13 protein-coding genes are annotated in these 20,879 nt (G+C 60.9%); 7 read left to right on the top strand and 6 right to left on the bottom strand.

Annotated elements, in window-relative coordinates:
- Positions 1 to 334 precede the first annotated feature (334 nt).
- Both LQ788_RS19380 and LQ788_RS19375 read right to left on the bottom strand, forming a co-directional pair.
- Positions 335 to 1,702, bottom strand: coding sequence for a copper amine oxidase (locus LQ788_RS19380; RefSeq protein WP_231443878.1), 1,368 nt, complete (start codon positions 1,700 to 1,702; stop codon positions 335 to 337).
- A gap of 201 nt (positions 1,703 to 1,903) precedes the next feature.
- Positions 1,904 to 3,469, bottom strand: a complete 1,566-nt coding sequence (locus tag LQ788_RS19375) for a choice-of-anchor G family protein (protein ID WP_231443877.1) — start codon at positions 3,467 to 3,469, stop codon at positions 1,904 to 1,906.
- A gap of 546 nt (positions 3,470 to 4,015) precedes the next feature.
- Here LQ788_RS19375 and LQ788_RS19370 point away from each other — a divergent pair.
- On the top strand, positions 4,016 to 5,239 hold the full coding sequence (locus LQ788_RS19370) for a PucR family transcriptional regulator (RefSeq protein WP_231443875.1): 1,224 nt from the start codon (positions 4,016 to 4,018) through the stop codon (positions 5,237 to 5,239).
- Positions 5,240 to 5,251: 12 nt separating this feature from the next.
- Here LQ788_RS19370 and LQ788_RS19365 read toward each other — a convergent pair whose 3' ends face one another.
- Complete coding sequence (locus tag LQ788_RS19365) at positions 5,252 to 6,241, bottom strand: DUF2332 domain-containing protein (RefSeq protein ID WP_231443874.1); 990 nt, start codon at positions 6,239 to 6,241, stop codon at positions 5,252 to 5,254.
- A gap of 238 nt (positions 6,242 to 6,479) precedes the next feature.
- Here LQ788_RS19365 and LQ788_RS19360 point away from each other — a divergent pair, with 238 nt between their 5' ends.
- From LQ788_RS19360 to LQ788_RS19350, 3 genes are all read left to right on the top strand, one after another.
- Positions 6,480 to 7,847, top strand: a complete 1,368-nt coding sequence (locus LQ788_RS19360; RefSeq protein ID WP_231443872.1) for an MFS transporter — start codon at positions 6,480 to 6,482, stop codon at positions 7,845 to 7,847.
- Positions 7,848 to 7,930: 83 nt separating this feature from the next.
- The gene (locus tag LQ788_RS19355) at positions 7,931 to 9,352 is read left to right on the top strand and encodes an FAD-binding oxidoreductase (RefSeq protein ID WP_231443870.1); all 1,422 of its coding nucleotides are present in this window, start codon (positions 7,931 to 7,933) and stop codon (positions 9,350 to 9,352) included.
- A 369-nt stretch (positions 9,353 to 9,721) separates the two neighbouring features.
- Positions 9,722 to 11,542, top strand: coding sequence for a DUF222 domain-containing protein (locus LQ788_RS19350; protein ID WP_449495034.1), 1,821 nt, complete (start codon positions 9,722 to 9,724; stop codon positions 11,540 to 11,542).
- A 53-nt stretch (positions 11,543 to 11,595) separates the two neighbouring features.
- On the opposite strand, the gene LQ788_RS19345 is transcribed toward LQ788_RS19350, so the two are convergent.
- Positions 11,596 to 12,495 (bottom strand): LysR family transcriptional regulator, encoded by a 900-nt coding sequence (locus LQ788_RS19345; protein WP_231443867.1) that lies wholly within the window; start codon positions 12,493 to 12,495, stop codon positions 11,596 to 11,598.
- Between the two features lie 82 nt (positions 12,496 to 12,577).
- On the opposite strand from LQ788_RS19345, the gene LQ788_RS19340 reads away from it, so the two are divergent.
- On the top strand, positions 12,578 to 13,705 hold the full coding sequence (locus LQ788_RS19340) for a DMT family transporter (RefSeq protein ID WP_231443865.1): 1,128 nt from the start codon (positions 12,578 to 12,580) through the stop codon (positions 13,703 to 13,705).
- Positions 13,706 to 13,720: 15 nt separating this feature from the next.
- On the opposite strand, the gene LQ788_RS19335 is transcribed toward LQ788_RS19340, so the two are convergent.
- The gene (locus LQ788_RS19335; RefSeq protein WP_231443864.1) at positions 13,721 to 14,725 is read right to left on the bottom strand and encodes a siderophore-interacting protein; all 1,005 of its coding nucleotides are present in this window, start codon (positions 14,723 to 14,725) and stop codon (positions 13,721 to 13,723) included.
- Positions 14,726 to 14,955: 230 nt separating this feature from the next.
- On the opposite strand from LQ788_RS19335, the gene LQ788_RS19330 reads away from it, so the two are divergent.
- Entirely contained in the window at positions 14,956 to 15,924 is a 969-nt protein-coding gene (locus tag LQ788_RS19330) for an ABC transporter substrate-binding protein (RefSeq protein ID WP_231443861.1), read from the top strand.
- 130 nt (positions 15,925 to 16,054) lie between these two features.
- Positions 16,055 to 17,479 carry a D-serine ammonia-lyase gene (locus LQ788_RS19325; protein WP_231443859.1) on the top strand — a complete coding sequence of 475 codons (1,425 nt, stop codon included), beginning with the start codon at positions 16,055 to 16,057 and terminating at the stop codon, positions 17,477 to 17,479.
- On the opposite strand, the gene LQ788_RS19320 is transcribed toward LQ788_RS19325, so the two are convergent.
- Positions 17,480 to 20,746 (bottom strand): zinc ribbon domain-containing protein, encoded by a 3,267-nt coding sequence (locus tag LQ788_RS19320; RefSeq protein ID WP_231443858.1) that lies wholly within the window; start codon positions 20,744 to 20,746, stop codon positions 17,480 to 17,482. It lies immediately after the preceding gene.
- Positions 20,747 to 20,879: the final 133 nt, after the last annotated feature.

The raw sequence follows: 20,879 nt of genomic DNA, 5'->3' as shown, positions 1-20,879 counted from the left end.
GTCGACGGAAACCCCGGCTGCCGATCTCGGGCACATTGGGAAGCATCACAGGCGATTGCCACGCGACATCATTAGTGTAAATCGGATGTAGTCAATAAATATTAAGACTCCTGAGCGCACGGGAAGCTGCGTGCACTCAGGAGTTATCGCATTTCCGCGCTGAGGTACTTTCATGCGATTGCCAAGTAGCTAATATGCTAAGTCAGCAAAATCAGCCTACCTTGTAACGTAATTTCCGCGCAATACTAATCTCGTTCCTCAAGACGATTTCCCCGGCCAATTCACCATGCCTCCGAAGGGTCACATTCTTCATTTGCTACTAAACAGTAGATAATCAATTCGTCGGTTCCTGATTCCATTCGGAGTCGGGAACACCATTCACTTCTTCGTGCCCTTCGGGAATGTCGAATCGTTGAGCGGTGAGATCACGAGGGAGCAGTTTGAATCCCTGCCAGTGCATCTCCATGGGCGACTGCTCTTCATCACGTGGGACATGATGGAATCCGACAGCGACCCATGACACGACGTCGTCGAGCTTCTGACCTTTGCCGTCATCGACGAACTCGGGGACCCCGCGGCCGCAATCGCCTCGATTGTTCGTCGCATACTGTTCGCATTCGTTGAAGTTCGTGAAGCCGACGTCGTACCCGGGCTCTTCCTCATGGGAGTGGGCATGTTCGACATCATCGACGAACTCGAACGAGTCAGACTTTCCGGTATCGATCTCGTAGGAGATGGGATGGCCGTCGTCGTTGAGTGCATTGGGGTTGAGGACTCGCCACCAACGGCGGTCCTTCCATCGTGCGAGAGCCGGGTGCTCGATATCCTTGAGCTTTCCGGTCATGATCGGTGACTCCGGTCCGGATTCGCCCGTCGGAGTGGCGTCGAACTGCTGCGCCTTCATGCCGCCTTCGCCTCCGAGACCCCAACGGACTTTCCAAACGGCGTTATGCGAATGACTTGCCGCATGTTCACCGTCTCCGACGTCCCAGCCGTGATCCTTGTCCGTGTAGTCGGCAGGCGAGAGGTCACCGGTTGCCCCGAGCTGCACATCGATGGATCCATCAGAGCCGAATGTGTACTGAGAGACATACTCGTACCAACCAACCCGCGAAACCGTCGACAGACGCAGAGCGTTCTTACGTTCGGAGGCTGGAGCTACGAGATCACTCGAATGATAGGCGAGTCCGTCGTCGATGACCTCGGTGCACAGAACATTGCGTGTCTCGCTTTCCCCGTACTTGCCGTCGCCGATCTTCGGGATCTCCATCGAGTTCAGGTCACCCGCACAAGCATCGGCCTTCAGTGTCTTCATCTTGCGGCCGCCGAAGCCGGCGGCGGTGATATCCGATGTGTTGCGCTTTCCTGTGTCGTACGGGACTTCCAGCTGAGCGATGGAGGCAGAATCGATGATTCTGATCGGGGGCTTGCCGGGAGGTGCGATGAAGACTTCGGAAAGAGTGAGACCGAAATCGGGATGGACGCCCCAGCACATCGTCCAGGTTGCTCCGCTGGATAGGGTCTGCGAGACCTTCTGCGCGGGCTCCTTGCAGCTGCTGGAGGCAACTGCCGAGGAATCCGAAGTTTTCGCTTCTTTGGGTGAGGCGTCACCTCGAGTGCACGCCGTGACGAAGAGGATGAGGCATAGTCCTCCTGCCATGATCTGCAGCAGACGTCTGTTCGTGAAGGCATGTCTGCTCAAGGTTGCTCAGCTCGTCTTTCCCGGCGGTATCTCATGGACAAATGGGGGTGGTGGCGGCACATGAAATGTGTCGCCACCACCCGGGTGCTCATCGTGCGATGAGTGTTATGCATTCGCTGCATTCGCTGTGTTCGTGAACGCGTGTACTCCAGCTTTGTCGACTGCGATGGCTGGCATCGCGATCAGTGGCTCTCAAGAGTGTCACAAGCCAGGGAACAGGTTGCGTGGGTCGAACATCGACCTGTCGCTGTGCGGCTCGGCCGGTCCCGGCTTGACGGTCTCTGCCGACTCGTCGCAAGGATCGGTGCGGACTCCAGCGTTGCCGAAGCCCATCCGTGACTTGCCACCGGCAACGCCGAGGTTCAGTGCGGAGACGTCCACGCCGCTGACGACCTTTTCACCGTCCGCAGTCTTGCACTCAGTTGTCTCCTGGTGGTTGATCTGCAGCGACACGAGGTTATTTGCCAGCAGCTCGAGGAAAGGATCAAGTGCCGCGCGAATCGGGACCGTCATCATGTCGGTTTTGATCGTGGTGAACGCCTTGTACAGCAGGCCTGATGGGTCCGAGAGTTTGTCATAGATCGGGCCTGTGACGGTCTTCATCGATTTCATCACGGTGTCGATTGTTGTGCAGGACACCGATCCCGTTGCGCCCGAAGGCTTGCAGTCGTAGTTGCTGACCTTTCCGGTGAGGTCCATGTCCCATCCGGCAGTGGTTCCATCGAGAGCGGTGATATCAACGTTCACTTCCGCGCTGCGCAGCGATTCGATCGCTGTGTCCACTGCGACGTCAATGACCTTCTCAATGGCGTCGTGGATGCTGCTGGCGATGAGCGGGTATGTCTCATCGTCGATCAGCTCGGAGTTCGGGTCCTGGTTGTTGATTCCGACCGGGCGATCGGTCACGCCGTCGTCGTTGCCGCCGAGGCGAGCGAGGTCGACCTCCACCGAGCCTTTTCCAAGGTCGATCGTGGCGAGTCCGTCATCGGTCTTGATCGGTTCACGCAGGATCGCATCGAGAACGTCATCCTCGATGTTGGAGGTGACGGTCGTGTCGACTTTCATTCCTGGGAGGGCTTTGCCGAGTCCGAGTGCGTCGTTGACCTTGTCAGCCACTTCGTCTTCCATCTGACCTGCAGCGTCCGACACGCCGTCGCCGGCATCTTCAATGGCTGGGGAGTGGAGATTGAGCTTTGCGTCACCGACGCGGTATTGGCCGTATCCGCCCACACCATCTGGATCCTGAAGTTCGCCGTCCACTGCTTCGACCCAGGCACCGCCGAGACCGAAGTTCAGGTCTGCCTGGTCGATGAGTCCGTCGGTGACATCAGACTTTCCGGTGGCATCGACCAGCGACAGGAGGTCGACGCTTGCGGTGCCGAAGTCGCTGTCTTTGCCGTCGAGTGTGAGCCCGCCATCGGCGCCGACGATTCCGGTGACGGCCTTGCCGTTCTTGGAATCGGCAGCGGTGGATTCGCTGTGGATGGCACCTGCTTCACCGAAGCTGAGAAAATCATCGAGCGGGATCTCGTAGCCTGCACCGAAATCGACGACCTCGTCTCCGCCGATGGCGCCATTGAAAGCTTCGCGGTTCGGACCCGGATCCGATTTGGAAGCGGCCTTGGACTTGCCCAGTGCGACAAGTTCTTTCGAGTCCAGAGTCATGCCTGCGACACTGGCTCCGGCTTCCGTCGGCTCATCGGCATTGACGCCCTGTGCCGATACCGCAGTCGAAGCCAACAATGTTCCCGCGACTCCGACGGCCACGCCAGGCAGAATACGCCTGAGAACCAGTTTTCTCTTTCGATGACCACCGTGGGGACGTGATTGCACGTGGTGAGACACGAATTTACCTCCAAAGTACCGCTCGTTGTATGGACCGCTCCCTCAGATGTCGGCATATGCACCAACGAGCGTTACCCACAGGACATACTTCCGAAACGCTCAGGACGTGTCCAGAGATTTTGAGAGTTCCATTAGACTTTGACGAGAAGAACAAGCCTGGTTGTGATGTGTAACAATTGCCGTAGACCGGCAGAAAATCTGAAGGTCTGCGTCATGATTGATTTTTTCAGTGATGTATCCACATGGTGCGAGTTTTTTCGTCGCAGTCCTTCCTGTGTTCTCTGAGCCGCGGAAAGTTCGTACACGGATAACTGCGCTTCTAAAGTACAAATCAAGGTGAATTGTCCTTGGATCGAATGTGACGGCAGCAAGGGGGCATGCGTGCATGAATAGCTTGAAACTTGTACTATCGGTACACATCGGTTGGACGCGAGGTTGAGGATGGGTACAGGGTTGCACCTTTCAGAGATGAGTCGGCCCACGGGCGCGCTGACGTCCTCCGATGCCAACCAGCTCGTGACCTGGGCCGAGGCTCAGATGCCGCGCATAGTCACAGACGCTTTTGACAGGATTGTCGAGAGAATTCCACTCTACGAGCGCGCAGAGCCGCATCTTCGGGCCGAGGTTCGCCGGTCGATCGAGGGCAATCTGAGGGCCGCGGTCAACGCGATCAACCAACGTCAGGACACGCTGCAGCTGACAGCGCCACATGAGACGGGCAGGCGTCGGGCCCAGCAGGGGATCCCTCTGGCCGAAATTCTGCAGGCGAACCATTTCAGCTTCGGCGTTCTCTGGGACGCGCTGGTCGAGGCGGCGAGGCCAGGCGGCGATTGTGAAGCCCCAGAAGCCATCTTCGCGGTGGCGACTTGGCTGTGGTCAGTCGCGGACGCGCACGCATCGGCATTGACTGAATCGTATCGGGCGGCATCGGCTGAGCTACTCGCCGAGGAGGGGCGCCGACGCTCGGCGCTGGTTGAGTCACTGCTCGCAGGACGGCCGAGTCCAGATTGCAGCTCCTGGGAGATGGCGACATTGCTCGGACTGGCCCCGGACGCGGATCTCATTGTGGTCGCGGTCGACAACCGCAACTCAGCAAGCAGAGATCTGGCCAACCTGGAGCGGACCTTTGCGGACCAGGGCATTGTCTCTGGCTGGCAGCTGACGCCGACGCTGCAGCTCGGGGTTGTGTCACTGCACTCCGAGCAGCACGAAGCTGCCTTGGGTGTTCTCACTGGCATTGCGGTACGTGCAGGAGTGAGCCCGCCATACAGGTCGTTGGCTGAAACACCGCGTGCCCTGCAGCTGGCTCGTACAGCTCTGTCGACGGTGCGACCAGGTCAGACAGAGGTGCGTGAGTTCAATTCGAGTCCTTTGGCTGCGCTCCTCGCATGTGAGCCGAATGAGGGGCGCCGGCTGGCCTATGAGGTGCTCAGTGGGGTCTTGGAATTGCCGGCAGCGGATCGGTCGATGATGCTCGACACGCTCGTTGCCTACTTCGACAATGAGGGGTCGGCCGAGCGCGCCGCTGAACAGCTGTACTGCCACTCCAACACTGTCCGCTATCGACTCCGCCGTGTGCACGAACTTACGGGACGCTCGTTGAAGGATCCGCTGTGCGTGGCAGAGCTCGTCAGCGCGGTGTTCTCACTGCGGATGTGCAAGCTGTATACGGCCAGCTCTTCGATTGTCTGACGGACAGCTTCGTCATCTCAGACCCTCGAAGCTCTGCCCGTGCGGCCCGGTCAGCGCAATCGCCTCTCCGCTGACAGCGAGCACGAATCGTCCGTCCGGTTCGCGGTCAAGCTGAGCTCCGATATCGGGCAGCACTCTGCCTCCCTCATTGCTGATCCACACGACATCATCACGCGATCGCATGAGAGCGGCGAAACCTTCGCGTTCGGCCGGTTCGACATAAGCGAGAACTGCGCTGTGGAATACGACTTTCTGCGTCTGCGCGGGAGCCTCGGCCAGCACGGATTCGACGGTCTCGAGCAGATCGCCCGGCACCAGCCTCGGCGGGTCAGCGGACACGAGGGCGGCCGCGGCACTCAAACGATCCCGGCGCAGTCCGTGCTCCGGCCAGACCAGGGAGCGTAGCCATTCCTGCTGGTCATCGTCGGCGATGTCGATGGGATTGAGGTCGATTCCGGCTCGCCACGCGACGTCGGGGATCCGCTCGGGCGGCGTTGCATTCGTCATTTCACAGGCGAGTTCGACAGTGCTCGGGCCATCCTCGGGGTGAAGGGCCCGCGGCCCTGACTCTGTGGTGTACGTGTAACTGTAGCGATCGGGATACAGGCACAGGCCAGCCGAGGCGCCGACCTCGATGAGCGAGATCGGTCCCTCGATACGGGCCAGCGCCGGCAGCAGCACCGCACACCTGCCGGCCTCGTTCGTCTGCGTCGACCGAGCAAGCATGAGGTCCCGCGTCAGCTCCCAGTGCTCGAGCAGCCAGGTTCGCAAGGTTGGGTAGTCACCCTCACCGGCGCCGAGGTGCCGGGCAGCTGCGAAGAGCAGGTTGGCCTGACGCTTCGGCTTAGGCAGATCGAGGAGCAGCGTGATGATCTCGTCGTCCTCGGCTACGCCCGTGGCCCAGGCGGCGTAGGTGGGAGAGGAGCCGGTCGCCTCGAGTTGGGCGAATTTCCGGTAGTACTCGCGCAGGGAGTCGGCGTCGAGCTCGGTCATCGGCTGCATGGTGTCCTCCTCGGGGGTTCTGGGTCAATCCTAGGTCCCGCAGTCGTGACGACTGCGCACTCACCCCGGCCCCCACCTCGGCGAGGGTGGTCCCTGGATTGCCTTTTGACGAGGCTGCGTCCCGGTATTCGGTACTTTGGGGCCGATCTCTAGGAACCTGATCAAAAGCTGACGTACTGTGTGTCAGTAGTGTGCCGAGAGCCGTCACCGCGGCTTCAGCCTGATCGAGGGAGATCACATGTCATCCGAGGTGAACCCACCTGTGAGCCAGCAACCGCCGAGTGATTCTGCGATGGAGAAACGGACCCTGAGAAAGGTCACGGTGCGGTTGATTCCGTTCATCATCGCGATGTACTTCATCAACTACCTCGACCGCACTAATCTCGGCATCGCGGGCCCGGGCGGAATGAACGAAGACCTCGCGATGACCGCGACCCAGTTCGGGTTCGCGGCCGGTATCTTCTTCTTCGGCTACCTCCTCCTCGAGGTGCCCTCGAACCTCGCACTGCACAAGTTCGGCGCTCGGATCTGGCTCGCGAGGATTCTCATCAGCTGGGGCCTCGTGGCAGCGGCGATGGCGTTCGTGCCCAGCCACGGATGGCTCTACTTCCTGCGTTTCCTCCTCGGTGTCGCCGAGGCGGGATTCTTCCCGGGCGTCATCCTCTACCTCACCTACTGGTTCCCCTCCTCGATGCGTGCACGGGCCACCGCTCTGTTCATGCTCGCGATCCCGATGTCCAGCGTCATCGGCTCCCCGCTGTCCTCGTGGCTGATCTCGAGCGGCAATTCGATCTTCGAGAACTTCGCCGGTTGGCGCTTCATGTTCATCGTCGAGGGCGTGCCCGCGGTCCTGCTCGGCATCATGTGCATCTTCTACCTCACCGATCACCCCCGCGATGCCAAATGGCTTTCGGCTGAGGAGAGGAACTGGCTGCAGTCGAAGATGGACGCCGAGGAGAAGGGCAAGTCCGAGACCTTCCACTACCCGGTCCGGCGCTCCCTGCTCCAGCCACGTGTATGGGCGCTGTCCTTCGTCTACTTCGGCATGGTCTACGGCCTCTACGCGATGAGCTTCTTCCTGCCGACCATCATCGCCGGCTTCCAGGAGACCTTCGGCGTCGAATACTCGATCGTCGAAATCGGCTTCATCACGGCTATTCCCTATGTATTCGGCGCCTTCGCCATGTACTTCTGGTCCCGTCACGGGGACAGGACCAATGAGCGCGTCTGGCACGTCGCGGTTCCGCTCTTCGTCGGCGGTGTCACCATCCCGATCGCCCTGTACCTGAGCTCGCCGTTCACCACGATGATCGCCGTGACCATCACCTGCATGGCCATCTGTGCCGCACTTCCGACCTTCTGGCCCCTGCCGCAGACCTTCCTCGCCGGTGCCGGAGCCGCCGCAGGTCTCGCGTTGATCAATTCGCTGGGCAACTCCGCGGGATTCTTCGCCCCCTACATCACCGGCGGACTCGCCGAGCTCACCGGAACCCAGAATGCAGGCATGTGGGTCGTCGGCGCCGCCATGGTCGCCGCCGGAATCGTCACCCTCATCCTCAAGGCCGCTCCCGCGCCGGATAAGGTGAATCCGGAGATGACGAAGTAGGGGCTGATCGGGCCCGATCGTCACAAGCAGACAGTCGCCGAGGCGGTCGTGACCACCCCGGCAGTTCCGTTCGGAAGGATGTCATGACAGTACAGAACCAGACCAGTGTGGGACCGGCCGAACTCGAAGCGTTGGCGGCGCGGCTGGGCGAAGGGGCGCTGACGACGGATCCCGACGTCATCGAGGCCCACGCCCGTGATGAGGCTCTGTTCTGCCCTCACGAAGGGGCGATCGCTCTGGTCAGGGCCACCTCGGCGGCCGACGTTCAGGAAGTCATGCGCTTCGCCAGTGAGCATGGAGTCCCCGTCGTCCCGCAGGGTGCACGTTCGGGGATCTCGGGTGGGGCGAACGGCTCACCTGGGGCGATTCTGCTCAATGTCTCGCGTATGAAGGACGTCGTGTCCGTCAACGAGGCCGAACGACTCGTCACCGTCCAGCCGGGAATCATCAACCAGGACCTCAAGGACCATCTCGCACCCTTCGGCCTGTCCTACCCGCCCGATCCGGGGTCGGTCGCGCTGTCGTCGATCGGCGGCAACATCGCCACCAACGCGGGCGGCCTGTGCTGCGTAAAATACGGTGTGACCAGGGACTATGTTCGGAGTCTCACCGTTGTTCTGGCCGATGGAACCCTGACGAAGCTGGGCCCGCAGACAGCGAAGGGTGTGGCTGGGCTCGACATGCGCCACCTGTTCGTCGGCTCCGAAGGCACGCTGGGCATCGTCGTCGAGGCGACCCTGCGCCTGATCCCGAAGCTGCCCGACCCGTTCACCGCGGTCGCGACCTTCCCAGACGAGCGCTCCGGCCTCCAGACGGTCGCGGACTTCATGGGTGCAGGCGGAGTGCCGAGCCTGATGGAATTCCTCGATTCCTCCAGCCTGAAGATGCTCAACGACTTCGGCGACTTCGGCCTCGACGGCGACGCGGGCTCGATGCTCATCATGCAGGTGGACCAGAATCCTGCGGATTCGCAGGCAGTCATGGCCCAATTCGCCGAGGTGGCCGAAGCCTGCGGTGCACTCGACGTCGCGTACTCCGACGATCCAACCGACTCGGCCGCGCTCATCGCTGCCCGACGGATGATCCAGCCCGCTTACGAGAAGTTCGCCAACGGTCATGGGGGAGGGCAGCTGCTCGACGATGTGTGCCTGCCTCGTACAGCGATGCCCGAATTCTGCGACCGGTTGAAGGAGCTGCAGGAATCCTCGGGGCTGATGATCGCCCTGGTGGCCCATGCCGGCGATGGCAATACGCACCCGTCTGTGTTCTTTGATGCCGGCGATGTGGAGCAGACCGCGCGGGCGCAGGAGATTTTCGGCGAGATCATGCGCATCGGCCTCCAGCTGGGTGGCACGATCACGGGTGAGCATGGAGTCGGCTTCCTCAAGCGCGATTGGCTGAACAACGAGCTCGACGAGGGTTCGAAGCGGATCCAGATCGCTGTGAAGAATGCCCTGGATCCCCAGGGGATCCTCAACCCCGGGAAGATGCTCAGCGCGATCTGACGGGTTGGGTCTGGGGCGGCCATCGTCGTGGGCGACGTGGCCATCGCCATCGCCATCGCTATCGCCGTTGGCGATTGACGTGTGGCGATTGACGTGTGGCGTAGGGAGCCGCGGCATTGTGAGCACACAGTGTCGCGGCTCTGTTTTGCGCTCAGCGTTTGTGCGTGACGGATTTTCCGGCGATCTTCCTGTCGTCGGGGATCGATTGTCGTTCTCCTCGCTGACCTGCGGAGTTGCGAGTTTCATTCGGTATTTCAGCCACCAATTAATACGATGATGAAAGAAGTTACTAACAAAAATCGAAACTAGGGGGTCAAAACAAGCGAACTGGGCGTATAATTGAGTGAAGAGCAACGACGATGTTGGCGAATGGACTTCAGTACCATGACTCTCACCCCCGACCGCACCCCAGGAAACCCGGAAGAGCGTGACCCACGCCCCGGTCCCGGTGATGCCATGGCGGGAGAAGACGCGGCCGATGCTTCGTCTTCGGAAGTGGGACAGCAGTCGCTGTTTGACCAGCTCAAAGACTCCGACTTCGACCTCACCGGCCACCCCCTGGCGAAGAAATTCGAATCCCTCCCAGTCGTACCCACCGGCAACCCAGACGAGCCGAACACTCAAAGCGAACCAGATGAGCCGAACACTGAGGGCGAACCAGGTGAGCCGGACGCTGGTGCTGCAGAGGCCGCGGCCACTAAGACTCCAGCTGGCGAGTCCTGCGATGAGGCCTCGGATTCCTCATTCCCGGGTCCCACCACCTCCAGCCCGCATCCTCTGCTCTCGAGCGAGGAATGGACTGATCTCTCCCGTTTCGCGCCCGAAGTCACGAATAGCCTCACCGCGCTCAGCGGGCTCAAGGACGGGCTGCGGACCTTTGACCGGCTGATGGGTCCCGATGATGCGATCAGGCTCATCGACGGACTCGAGGCCCTGGGCCGCGTCAACGAAGCCCTGTCGACCCTGGCACTTGCCGTGTGTGAACGAGTGGGCACACCGACGGATTATGGTGCTAAAACCACGAAGGCACTCATCCAAGACAGGTTGAACATCACCAGCCGCGAAGCCAACCGGCGCACCGACATGGCCAAGACCCTGGGCGGACGAGTGACTTTGACCGGGCAGCCACAAGCACCACTGTTTCCCACGGTCGCTGATGCCTTCAACGAAGGCAGTCTCTCTGCCGATCAGGCCAGAGTCATCAAGGACTTGTTGAAGAAACTGCCCACCTGGGTCAGTCAGGCCAATCGTGACTATGCCGAAACGACACTCGTGGAGAAGGCACCACGTGTGCGGGTCCATGACCTGCGGGCGATCTTTGCTCGGATCTTGGCTCATATTGATCCTGATGGGCAAGAACCCGTTGATGCCACGGACCGGTCCATGTACACGGTTACGATGCATGCCCGAGACAATGGTGACTGGGAACTCGCTGGCCTCCTCGATCCTGTTACGGGTGGTGTCCTCAACGGGTTACTGACAGCACGAACCAAAATCGCCAACAACAATGACAGCAACAACACCAGCAACAACAGCAGCACAGCGGATGTGAACGAGTCCGGTGTTCTCGAAGACGGCACTCTTGTTGATATGACCGGGCAGAGGCTGTCGGCTCAGGAGTGGATTTACGAACGCTTCGCGACGTTGATCGCCAGGATCGATATGACACGCACCGGCCAGGGCGCGCAATACGCGTTAGTGGTCACGGCGAAGGCTGAAGATCTTGCAAACAGGACCGGGGCTGGGACGACGGGGACTGAGAATCCGGTCCCGATGAGTGAACTGGCTCGTAACGGTTTGAACGGGGCGGTGTTCTTCGAACTCGTCTCGGAGAAGGCGAAGACGATGCAGGTCGTGACGGAGAATCGGTTCGCGAATGCGAAGCAGATCGCGGTTCTGACGGCTCGTGATCAGGGGTGTACGTTCCCGGGGTGTGATGCACCGCCGGGGTGGTGCGATGCTCACCATATTGTGGAGTGGGCGCAAGAAGGTCGAACGGATGTCAATAATATGACGTTGAGTTGTTCTGCCCATCATCATCTTCTGGATAGGTCGGATTGGGAGACAGTGATGCTCAAAGACGGGCGTCCCGCGTGGGTGCCTCCGGCATCGATTGATCCGGCGAGGCGACCGATATTGCATGCGCGGTTCGTGGCTCAAGAAGTCATCGACACACTCTTCGACGAATGAGTGTGTTCTCGTACCAGATCCTTGTATTTGATCGCTAGCAGCGCGTACCGGTTTCACCGTGCCACTGCGTCGTCGCTGGCAAGTTCATGAAGAGCAGAGATCGCATCATCGATGACGTCCTGCTGCGGATGACCCGGGTCGCTGATGGCGTGGACATAGCGGATCGGCTCAGGTGCTGCCAGTGGCACGATGACCACACCTTCCGGGAGCTGATCGATACCGAGACGGGGGAGCAGGGTGATTCCCAATCCGCGGCTGACCATGTGGAGAGCGGCGACGAAAGTGTGCGCCTCATGTTTGAACTGCACTCGAATCCCGGCCCGTGCACAGGCGTCGAAAAGGATCGTACGGCACGGGCCATCGCCTTGTTCGTTGTCGATCCAAGGAAGTCTATCGAGCTCAGCCAGGGTTACCTCACTGCGAGATGCGAGCTCGTGCGCCTCGGGAACTGCGACGACGTACGGATCTTCCAGCAGGAAGCTGCTGTTGACCTGAGGCGGCAACACAGGTTCTTTGGTCTCTGTGATGATGATCTGAATATCAGATCGAGACTCATGCCACTGACCTTCTGCCAAGCTCAACTGGACGCCGGTATGTGGATGCTTGTGCTCGAGGAAGAGGACCAGTTCCGGCATCCATCGGTTTCCAGCGCTGCTGAAGTAACTGATCGAAAGGCGGTTGACGCGACGGTCCTTCAGGTCCGTGATGCGTTGCTGCAGTCGGCTTGATGATTCGAGCATGCCGTCGACCTCGCCCATGATGGCAGAACCAATGTCGGTCAGACATAGGCCACGGCCCTGTCTTTGAAAGAGTGTCAGGCCCGTATCCTGTTCGAGAAGCTTGATATGGTGGCTGACCGCCGAAGGAGACAGGCCGAGGTGCAGTGCCGCTGATCGCACGGAACCGGTAGTCGCGACCGATTTGAATGACTGCAGCTGGACGACGTTGCTCATCTATCTAATGTACGAGAACTTTGTACAGATGTGCAATGGTGTGCGCTTTTCATTGACTGTCTCCGGCAGAATAATCGTATACATGAAAGACAATTCAGCTTCCGGATACTGCCCGTCGACGCCGTCAACCGTGACCACCAATACGGACTCGTCATCCGAATCGGACTTCCCGAGCAATTCGCCCTCGGTGGCCGAGCCGCCGGTCGCGACCGCGACGACTTCGTTGACCGCGGCGACTGTACCGACTGCGACGACAGCGAATGCCAACGCAGCGACGGCGCCCACTGGCTCCGCGTCTTCTTCACGAGTCATGCCGTGGATTGCGGCATTGCTGACGATGGTCTTCTGGGCCTCGTCGTTCGTCGTCATTCGTGATGCGGGCGACCACTACTCCCCGGGGCCGATGTCGCTGTTGCGGATGGGTGCTGCGGTGATCGTCCTATCTGCCTGGATGCTCTTTCGGAAGCCGAGGTTCCCGACGTCGAAGATGTCTTGGCTGATCATGCTCATCTGGGGAGTTGCATGGTTCGCCGGCTACACGGTTATCCTCAACGCTGCGGAGCGGTCGATCGACGCCGGCACTGCGGCAATGATCGTCAATATCGCCCCGCTCATCGTGGCGATATTCGCAGGCCTGATTCTTGGCGAGGGTCTTCCGTGGAAACTGGTCATAGGAATCGCGGTGTCCTTGGCAGGGATAGTGCTGATCACGATCGCCAGCTTCTCCGGTGTGGTCACTATTGGCGGCCTGCTCCTGAGCCTTGCGGCCGCTCTCCTCTATGCCGCCAGCGTGTTGTTGCAGAAGCACTTCCTGTCCCGAGACGATTCGGTGACGGTCACCTGGACGGGGATTCTAGCCGGAACGATCGCCTGCCTTGTCTTCACTCCCGATCTCATCACCGAGGTGGCCGATGCGCCGATGAACATCACCGTGCAGGTCATCTACCTCGGAATCGTGCCCACCGCACTCGCATTCAACCTATGGGGATACGCGATCCGCTTCCTCCCCGCCGGCGTGCTCAGTTCTTCGAGTCTGCTCGTTCCAGCGATCGTCGTCCTTCTCGCCTGGTTGGTCCTCGGCGAAGTTCCACCGCTGCTGGCCGCACTGGGCGGAACGCTGTGCCTCCTCGGCGCGGCCTTCACCATTGTTCCGCAGATGCTGCGTTCGTCTTCGAAGAGTGCTTCTTCGGCGAACCCGGCCTCGAAGTGAATAGGGCGCAGCTGATCAGCCCTCGGCTTTGCCCTGGCGCCAGTAGCCCATGAATGCGATCTGATGACGATCGACTCCGACCTCCTGGACAAGGTAACGACGAAGACGTTTGACGGGTCCGGCCTCGCCGGCGATCCAGGCATAGAACGGGCGGGTATGTTTTTCGGTATCACTCGAGCTGCCCTGAGCAGCCTGCGTCAGAGCAGCCGGGACGTCCCACAGGATCTGTTCGTCTATGTTGACGTCGTCGAGCTCAACGGGCGTTGACCCCGAGGTGCCCGCACCCACCTCTGCGAGTACTCGGCTCTCGACTCGGACAGCGTCACGGACGGCAGGCTCGAGCAGTTGACCATGGTCAGCGTTGTCACGGGGCAGCCACTGGATCTCAAACCCTGCGGGAGCATCCAACTCAAGAACATCCTCGGCGCTGGGCACCTCGAGAATCGCCTTTCCCTGCACCTCGGCGCCTTTGAGTGACTCAAGGATAGAGGCGATCGCGGGCACCGCGGTCTCATCGCCGGCGAGGAGGATGGTGTCGGCATCTGCCGGCGCAAACTCGATCCCGGCAGTAGGCCCTTCGGCATGGCGCGACGGACCGATGATGTGCAGGCTGTGACCCACCTCGGCGTTCTGCGCCCAGGCGGCAGCGGGGCCAGAGTGGCCCTGATCGTCGGTGTGGAGGACCATGTCGACGACGAGCTCGCACGCTTCTTCGCGCCATTCGCGGACGGTGTAGGTGCGCATTTCGCCGCGTACATTCGGATCGAGCTGCAGCCATGCCTGATACCAGGACACACCGGAATCTGGATCCTGCTCATCGAGGAAGCGGATGAGGTCGAACTCAGGCTTAGGCGCTCCGGCCGAGGGGATGATGAGCTTGAACCGCAGGTCACGCGGGTGGCCGCTGCATCCGAAGTCTCTGAGACCCTCGCCACCGAAGGTGACACGGCGGAATACGGGACTGAGATCTTCGATGCTGATGACAGTGGCCTCGAAGGCGGTGATGGGTGCTTGTGGCACAGATGCTCCTTCGTTCCTCGTCGTGCCGGGGAACTCGTGGCGGCCGCTTGTAGGGAGAAGCTCCCAGCAAGCGATGTGATGCAGGGTCAGATGCCAGTCTACGTCAATTTAGTAAGGATAGCCTTTCCAAATAGTGTTACTGTGTTCTCGAAACGAGTAGCCATGCCTTGCTCGGTTCCAATGATCTCAAAACAGACGAAAACCACGCGAGGAACACCGGAAGGTCATCTATGCGCCGGCGCCAACTGCTCGCACTGTCCCTACTCGCTCCATTCGCCCTTACAGCCTGCGGCAGTCCAGAGAGCGACGCCGCGGCTACGTCGACGAACGGGGCGAAGGGCTTCTCCTACAGCCCCGAGGGTTATGACGGAATCGCCATCGAGCTGGACCACCCGGTCGAACGGATCGCGATGGATTTCTACTCCGCAGCGGCCCTCGCTCCGTATGGAATCAAACCGGTCGCGGTCTACGGATTCGGCCAGAATGAGTCACCGGGGAAGTCGTTCGATCAGTCGGGAGTAGAGGTCGTCGGCACCGATATGGAACTGGACCTCGAAGCCCTCGCGGCGACGAATCCCGACATCGTCATCGCGTATGGCAACGAAGAAGGGGACGGGTGGACGTGGTGGGACGACAAGCTTCGTGAGCAGGTCGCATCCCTCGTCCCATTTGTGCCAGTCAAACTCGACGGAGGGACACCGGACGACATGTTCGCCCAGTACGCCGCGATCGCACGGGCGCTCGGCAAAGACACCAAGACCGGAGAGATCGCGAAACAGCGCAAGCAGTTCGAGGCTGCTCGGCAGCGAATCCGCGACATCACTGCCGAGAAGGAATGGCTGACCGTGCTGCTCGCAAACTTCAGTGCTGAGATCAACTACACAGCCAAGGAGCTCGGGGTCGCGAAGATGCTTTCCGACGACGGCCTGAACCTCGTCGGACCCGAGTCCGGAGCGGACACCAGTTGGGCCGAAGTCTCCTGGGAGAAGATCAGTGACTACCCGGCAGACGTCATGCTCATCCACGATGCCTCGACTGACTACGAGGACAATCCCATCTTCACGAGCCTTCTCCCAGTCAAACACGAACAACTCGGCACCTGGGACGACAAGCGTGCCTACACCTACGACGGGTACACGCAGTGGCTCGGCGAGCTCGCGGATGTGTTGGAAGCGGCGAAGAATATCCAAAAGGATTGACGCCGCCGAAAGAAGACCGATACCGCCGAGGTTGGCGTCAATTGAGCTGCAACCTGGAGTGCACCCGATCCCACGGATAGGATCATTTCGTTGAGTCCTTCGGCACCGCTCAGAATCGGAGTCTGTTCCCATGCCCTCTCAAGCACAGCCCGAGATCGAATTCGATGCTGGTGATCCGGTCATCCGATCCCTAGCGGCCGGCGAATCGACTACCTGGTTGCGCCGCGATCTTGACTCCACTGCCGAGGTGCTTCAGGGTATGGCCGCGAATTTCGACGCCAGTGTGGAGCGGGCGGCCGGTGCAGACCTCGAAGCCGGAGTGGATCACCAGGCCGGAGTGGATTCCGACCTCATGGACCGGGCCGCACAGCGCTTCGACCGCTTCGCCCCGTGGTTCGCCGACACGTTCCCAGAGACGGCGGCTGCCGACGGGGTCATTGAGTCCCCCCTCGTCCCTGCGGATGCTGCGCAAGCTGATCTCAACGAGCGTCTCAGCGTCGAACTGCCCGGCAGGCTGTGGCTCAAACGCGACGACGCTCTACCGATCAGCGGATCGATCAAGGCTCGTGGAGGTTTCCACGAAGTACTCGAATACGCCGAGGAAGTCGCCGCCGAGCACGGACTGAATCCCCACGAGCCCGCGAATTACAGCTCCGAGGAGTTTCGTGCGCTCGCCGCAACCCACCGGATCGTCGTCGGATCCACTGGAAACCTGGGACTGTCGATCGGGATTCTCAGTGCGGCGCTTGGCTTCGCAGCCTCAGTTCACATGTCAGCCGACGCCCGAGAATGGAAGAAAGAACTCCTGCGCAGCCACGGTGTCGAGGTCATCGAACACGCTGGTGACTTCGTTGCAGCGGTGTCAGCCGGCCGAGCGTCGGCCGAAGGCGCGCCGCGCACCCACTTCGTCGACGACGAAGACTCACGCAGTCTCTTCGCCGGGTATTCGGTGGCGGCTCTGTGCCTCAAAGACCAGCTCGCAGATTCGCAGGTGACAGTCGATGCCGATCACCCTCTCGTCGTGTATCTGCCCTGCGGGATCGGCGGCGGACCAGGAGGCGTGACCTACGGTCTGAAGTGGGTCTTCGGCGACGATGTGCACTGCATCTTCGTGGAGCCCAGCCAAGCACCCGCAATGTTCCTCGGCGTGAGGACCGGCCTGCACAGCGCGATCTCGGTTCAGGACATCGGGTTGAGTGGAAACACCGCAGCCGACGGTCTGGCTGTGGCGCGTCCTTCCCGCTTCATCGGCCCGGTGATCAGCCCCCTGATTACCGGATTCGCTACGGTCAGCGACGAGGTCATCAAGGCAGGCGTGGCAGTGCTCCACCAGGCTGAGGGGGTTGTTGTCGAGCCTTCGGCGACTGCGGGACTGACGGTTCCCTGGCGAACGATGGACCACCTCGGCGAGGGTGCAGGGGACGGGTGGAGTGCTGACGGACGGGACCGTGCCACGCACCTGGTGTGGGTGACAGGTGGTGCCATGGTGCCCACCGCCGATCGCGAACGGTACGTGTCCGAGGGCCTGGACCTGCTACCGAGGCTCAGCTCCTGATCAGAACCCGTACGGGTCGCCTTCGATGTTGATGACGACCTTACCGTCGACGATCTCCGCGTTTCCGTCGACCGAGAATGTCACGGTGTCGTCGAAGGTCTCCGATTCGTCGAAGAACGAGTCATACTTTCCGGTGAGGAACGCTTCGCCGGTCGACTCTGTCGAGATCGGCCAGGCTGGGCCGCCGTTGGGGCCAGTGGATTCTTCAGGGTCGAAATAGCCTTCGCCCGATGGATCGCCCACGGTGGCCGTCGGATACGAGGAGATTGACCATTTGAGGTTCGTCGCGTCGTAGCTTTCGGCGCTGTAGGAGCCGAACGGGCAGCCGTCGGGTTGGGCGACGGTCTTCTTGGCGCAGCTGTCGATGAGGGTCTTGACCTGCTTGTTCACCTCAGTGCGGAAGGCATCGGTGGGCTGGGCCGCGAGCAGCGCCGGCTCGTACCCTTCCGAGTCGCCTTCCTCGGCGAAGAACGCTCGAGACTCGATCTCGTCTGCAGAAACCAGGTCGGTCTCTTCCGACAGTCCGATGGTGTACATTCCCGGGAAAGCCGGAAGCGCGAGGCCAGATTCGCTGGTCTCGATATCGATGCCGTTGATCTTGACCTTGCTCAGTCCGGGAGTCTCGACGGAGAGGGAGAAGAGCTCGGGCGCCTGCAGCCTCCAGTCGTCGAAGAACAGAGCCTTCTTGCCCGCCTTGTGCAGCGAGAAGCTCGTCGTGCCCTTGCTTCCTCCTACGTCATAGGTCGCGGTCACTGTCGCCGAGTTTCCGTTGATTTCGGCATCTTCGACGGTGACGTCCTTCGGCAGGGCCTTTGCAGCACCAAGGACGTCATTCGTCAGCAGCTGCCTCTGCTCGGAGGGTACGTCGACGTCGGCCATCTTCAAGGCTCCCTCGGCGTCGCCATCGGAGAGTTCGGAGAAGTACTTCTCAATGGCGGCTTCGGGGCTGAACGTGTTTCCGTTGACCTGCGTGACGACGATGAGAGCCGCGACGATCACGAGAACCGCTGAGCCGCTGATTACGCCGACCAGGGTGGCCTTCTTCTTGTTGAAAGGTTGGGCCGGTGCTGTTCCGGGAGGCGGGGGCGAGCCAGCCGCGGCATAGGCGCCGTTCGGGGGGCCGCCTGGGTGAGCAGGAATCGGATAGGTGGCGCCTGAGGTCGGGTACGAGCCGGGATCTGCATGAGTCGGGGCGCCAGATTGCGGGACATTTGCATAGCCCGCAGAATCTGTTCCAGGAGCCGCGGCTGATCCCGGGGCTGAGGCAGACGGTCCTGGCTGAGCGCCAAACGCCGCTCCTGCTGGACCGGCACCAGCTGCACCAGCAGCTGTCATACCGACTCCGGGGCCACGTCCAGCGACGGCGTCTGGATGGATGAGGGGATGGCGTGGTTCGCTCATGCCCAGAGCCTGGCCCCAGTGCGGGTGGACGGCCCGTCCAGCGAAGAATTTCGCGATGGCTGGAATGGTCAGGACAAGCCGCGGGCCGAGGGTCCTCGACAGAACCTCGATGACAATGCCCCAGAGAGCGAAGAGGAGGAACGACCAGGCCAGAGGGCCGACGCCAGCGCGGGCGGTGCCGAACCCATCGAACATCGAGGCAGCCGCGGCAGATCCCTCGAGGTGGACGCGGAGGGGGACCGCCAGGACGGAAAGCAGTCCCCAGATGGCACAGAACGCCAAGGGAATCTTCCACGCAGTGGCCCATTGCTGCTTGTCCTCGCCGGGGACCGTCCAATAGGGACGGCGAGTCACGGTGGCGACAAGAGTTGCAACGAGAACAGCGGCCACGACCGCAAGCAGTCCGATCCACAGCTGCCCGGGTGCCTCACGGCTGAAGATGGTCAATGATTCCGAGAACCCGCCGGAGTCATAACCCATCATGTCGCCCTGGGCCGAGGCGCTGACTCCGCCGAGGTGGACAAGCAGGGTGAGGATCAGGCCCACGTTGATGAAGAGCGCTGGGATCGTCTGCCAGGGCATGTCGAAGGACAGCGGAATGATGAAGATTGCGACGACCGACAGGGCGAGCGTGGCCACGATGAGGTGGGTCCACGTCACGAGAATCGGCGGGACGAGCCACCGCAGGAAGGGGGCGCCGATGGCCTCGCTGCCCTTGAAGTGCCCGGCGATCCTTGCACAGATGCTGGTGATGAGGACGGCGAGCAGCGGCAGGAAGAAGGAACGGACGGTCACGGCGGAGAACTCGAGATCGATCATGCCGCCGCTTTCCGTGATGGAGAAGCGCGCCGCAAAGATCAATTGGAGAAGAAGCAGAACGAGAGCCATGGACAAGGTCGTGATCCCGATGCGGATCCAGGTGACTCCGCGATTGGGTGACGGTGACTTCAACTCGCTGCGCTTCGTGAACCACCACAGCACACCGATGACGATGATGGTGATGAGCAGCGGTGCTCCCGAGGCGAAGAGGCTGCCCGACGCCTGCCCCATGTCTCCTGCCTGCACGCTGAAGCGGAAGACAGCCGAACCGAATAGGGACATTGCCAGCAGGACGAAGGGCAGCGCATAGCTGATTCCGTCGGTGTTGAAGCCGATCTCTTCAGCGAGAGCGGTGAAATCGCTCATCGAGGTGAGCAGCGCCGAAATGATGATCGAGACAATGATTCCGGCCAGCAGCGCCAGCCCCGGCGGGATCAGGGCGCTGCGCCATGTGGCTCCCTGTCCGAATGCCGACAGGTACTTCGCCGCGGACGGAGACATCTGGGACTGCGGGTACTGGGGAGGCTGAGGATAGGGAACTCCCTGAGGGTGACCGCCGAGGTGGCCGCCGGGCTGACTGCCCATGTGCCCACCTGGCTGGCTTCCCGGGTATCCATTTGGTTGGCTGCCGTGGTATCCACCTGGCTGGCTTCCCTGATACCCATTCGGCTGACTGCCCGAGTGAGAGTAGTACGAGTTCGGGTGGGGTGCTCCCGTCCTCGGCTGTGGTGATCCGGCCTGCGGTTCTGAGCCATAGAGGTGGGACTGCTGCTGGTTGTTCTGGTTCCATCCGGGTGCGAATCGCGCTGTGGAGTCAAGGTCGTCACTGTTCGAACCGGCCGTAGATCCGGAGGCAACAGTAGGTTCAGAGGCAGCAGTAGGTTCGGAGCCAGTGGCAGAAGCGTCCGCGTCTGACCCGGCCGCGGGAGAGGAATCGGGCTTTTTCGGGACGGGCGAATTCTCCGTGCTCTTCGGCTCCGTAGCGGGAGGGCTGCTCGACCCTTCCGCGGCTCCGTTGTCTTTGGCGTCGTGAGATGAGTCGCTCATGTCAGGTCCTTCATCCGGGTGGGTCTGCAGCGGTGCAGGCGAGGGGTCTGTAGATGGATATAAGTCAATATGCGACTTTATATTCATTTTGTAGTGGCAATCCTATATTAGGATTGTGGCACCATCGAAGTTG

Origin of the sequence: Brevibacterium zhoupengii, assembly GCF_021117425.1 — a bacterium.
GTDB lineage: Bacteria > Actinomycetota > Actinomycetes > Actinomycetales > Brevibacteriaceae > Brevibacterium > Brevibacterium zhoupengii.
This window is presented reverse-complemented; position numbering and strand designations above follow the sequence as displayed.

Coding starts and splice junctions, on each gene's coding strand:
- LQ788_RS19370 (WP_231443875.1), top strand. CDS start 4,016: ATGAGTCGGCCCACGGGCGCGCTGACGTCCTCCGATGCCAACCAGCTC.
- LQ788_RS19355 (WP_231443870.1), top strand. CDS start 7,931: ATGACAGTACAGAACCAGACCAGTGTGGGACCGGCCGAACTCGAAGCG.
- LQ788_RS19320 (WP_231443858.1), bottom strand. CDS start 20,746: ATGAGCGACTCATCTCACGACGCCAAAGACAACGGAGCCGCGGAAGGG.
- LQ788_RS19365 (WP_231443874.1), bottom strand. CDS start 6,241: ATGCAGCCGATGACCGAGCTCGACGCCGACTCCCTGCGCGAGTACTAC.
- LQ788_RS19345 (WP_231443867.1), bottom strand. CDS start 12,495: ATGAGCAACGTCGTCCAGCTGCAGTCATTCAAATCGGTCGCGACTACC.
- LQ788_RS19350 (WP_449495034.1), top strand. CDS start 9,722: ATGGACTTCAGTACCATGACTCTCACCCCCGACCGCACCCCAGGAAAC.
- LQ788_RS19360 (WP_231443872.1), top strand. CDS start 6,480: ATGTCATCCGAGGTGAACCCACCTGTGAGCCAGCAACCGCCGAGTGAT.
- LQ788_RS19340 (WP_231443865.1), top strand. CDS start 12,578: ATGAAAGACAATTCAGCTTCCGGATACTGCCCGTCGACGCCGTCAACC.
- LQ788_RS19330 (WP_231443861.1), top strand. CDS start 14,956: ATGCGCCGGCGCCAACTGCTCGCACTGTCCCTACTCGCTCCATTCGCC.
- LQ788_RS19325 (WP_231443859.1), top strand. CDS start 16,055: ATGCCCTCTCAAGCACAGCCCGAGATCGAATTCGATGCTGGTGATCCG.